Below are 1,975 nucleotides of genomic sequence, written 5' to 3' on the forward strand. Positions count from 1 at the left end.
GTGCTCACCGGAGGCCTTGGCCTCATCGAGCATCCGCAGCGCGCGCTCGCGCATCTCGGGAGAGTACTTCTGGTTCATCGTGTTCCATCCTTGCTTCAAGAACGGAACGAAACCCAGGCCGATTCACATGCCACCGTCTGCTGGCATGTTGGCCAGGTAAGGCGCAGCATCGGTCATGACCACTCTTGTCCCTGTGCTGTTCCCTGTTCTCCTCGATGCTGCGACGGAACCGCTGGTGCGGGCAGTCGCCGCTTACCTGGCCCGTTACCGTGGCCAGACCCGTGTCCATACCGAGTCGGATCTGCGCGCCTACCTGGTGTGGTGCCGCGAGCGTGGCGTCGAACCGTTGAAGGCGAACCGGGCGCAGATCGAGTTGTACGTTCGGTGGATGCAGGAAGTCCGCCGCTTCCAGCCCTCCACGGTGAGCCGCCGGGTGTCGGTGGTCGCAGGGTTCTACCGCACCTGCGTCATCGACCAAGTCATCACAACCTCACCGGCCGACTACGTCCGCCGACCCAACGTGCCACCGGAGTCGCCGACCCTGGGCCTGTCGCACCTGCAGTTCGAGGCCCTGCTCACCGCCGCCCGGATCTCGATCAACCCCAACGACTTCGCGCTGGTGACCATGCTGGGGCTGCTCGGCTTGCGGATCTTCGAAGCGTGTGGCGCCAACATCGCCGACCTGGGCGAGGAACACGGCCACCGTGTCCTGAGGGTGCACGGCAAGGGCGGCAAGGTGGTCCTCACTCCACCACCCCCAGCCGTCCAGCGTGCCGTCGAACGCGCGGTCTCCGGACGCACCGATGGGCCGATCCTGCTCAACCTGCGTGCAGTCCGGATGGACCGGCACGCCGCCACCCGCCGGCTGAAGCACCTCGCTGAGGAGGCCGGGGTCCGACTGCCGCGGATGCACCCCCACATGCTGCGCCACACCTTCGTCACCACGATGCTCGACGCCGGCGTCGACCTGCGTGACGTCCAGATAGCCGCCCGTCACGCCGACCCCCGAACGACCATGCGCTACGACCGGGCCCGCAAGAACCTCGACCGCCATCCCAACTACATCCTCGCCGCCTACATGGCCTCCGGCACATAGCCCACGCCAGAGCAGTAGCAGCGACGCCGAGACCCGAAAGGCATGCCCCCAAGACGAACCCGACCGACACTGCCGAGAGTCGCGCGTTCGCTCGGTGAAGCCCGGAGGTGCTTAGTTGTACGTTTCGGCTGTTCCAGCGGCTACCATGGGTGGCATGACTGAGATGACTGTGAGTGACGCCCGAGCCCGCCTCGCCGATGTCGTGGACGCGGCCCGGGTTGGGCACGACCCGGTGTACCTGACTCGCCGGGGGCAGCGGGTGGCCGCGGTCATCGACGCCGATGATCTGGATCGGCTGATCGCGGCCGCGGAAGACCTGGCCGACCTCGAGGCTGTCCGCGCGGCCCGTGCCGAGCTCGCCGATGGTGAGTCGGCGATCCCCTGGGAGCAGGTCAAGGCCGACCTCGGCCTGGCATGAGCTACCGGATAGAGGTCGCGCCCGCTGCGGTTCGACAGCTACGCAAGCTGGACCGGGCCGCCCAGCGGCGGGTCCAGGCGGCGATCGAACTGCTTGCCAGCAAACCGCGCCCGAGCGGGGCCAAGAAGCTGGTTGGAGGCGACGGCGAGTGGCGTGTCCGGACCGGTGACTACCGGATCGTCTACGAGATTCACGACAGCGTGTTGCTCGTCCTTGTCGTTGCCGTCGGCCACCGCCGCGACATCTACGAACGCCGGTAGCTGGGCTTCAGCAGGAGGTCTTGTCCCGTCACACCGAGTCTGAGCCAACTCAGATTCCTCCCGGACCACTCTTGGCTAGTACCGCGTCAGGCAACCTTGGCCCTCTTGATGATTGCGGCTCGTTTGAGGACTTTGCGGAGTCGTGGGTCGGTGGCGTGGGAGTTGCGCCAGATGATGTAGCGGCGGATCAGGCTGGCTTGC

Annotated in this window: 3 protein-coding genes; all 3 read left to right on the forward strand. The window is 66.5% G+C overall.

Going from position 1 to position 1,975, the window contains the following annotated elements:
- Positions 1-175 precede the first annotated feature (175 nt).
- The 3 genes from ACFQPD_RS10035 to ACFQPD_RS10045 all read left to right on the forward strand — a co-directional run bounded on the left by ACFQPD_RS10035 (position 176) and on the right by ACFQPD_RS10045 (position 1,774).
- Positions 176-1,096 carry a tyrosine-type recombinase/integrase gene (locus ACFQPD_RS10035; RefSeq protein ID WP_385900485.1) on the forward strand — a complete coding sequence of 307 codons (921 nt, stop codon included), beginning with the start codon at positions 176-178 and terminating at the stop codon, positions 1,094-1,096.
- A gap of 154 nt (positions 1,097-1,250) precedes the next feature.
- Positions 1,251-1,514: a type II toxin-antitoxin system Phd/YefM family antitoxin gene (locus tag ACFQPD_RS10040; RefSeq protein WP_385900487.1), complete on the forward strand. Its 264-nt coding sequence runs from the start codon at positions 1,251-1,253 to the stop codon at positions 1,512-1,514.
- Positions 1,511-1,774 carry a type II toxin-antitoxin system RelE/ParE family toxin gene (locus ACFQPD_RS10045; protein ID WP_187721855.1) on the forward strand — a complete coding sequence of 88 codons (264 nt, stop codon included), beginning with the start codon at positions 1,511-1,513 and terminating at the stop codon, positions 1,772-1,774. The genes ACFQPD_RS10040 and ACFQPD_RS10045 overlap by 4 nt, the downstream gene beginning before the upstream one ends.
- The last annotated feature ends 201 nt before the right edge of the window (positions 1,775-1,975 follow it).

This window comes from Tessaracoccus sp. O5.2 (genome assembly GCF_964266725.1).
GTDB classification, from domain to species: domain Bacteria; phylum Actinomycetota; class Actinomycetes; order Propionibacteriales; family Propionibacteriaceae; genus Arachnia; species Arachnia lapidicapta.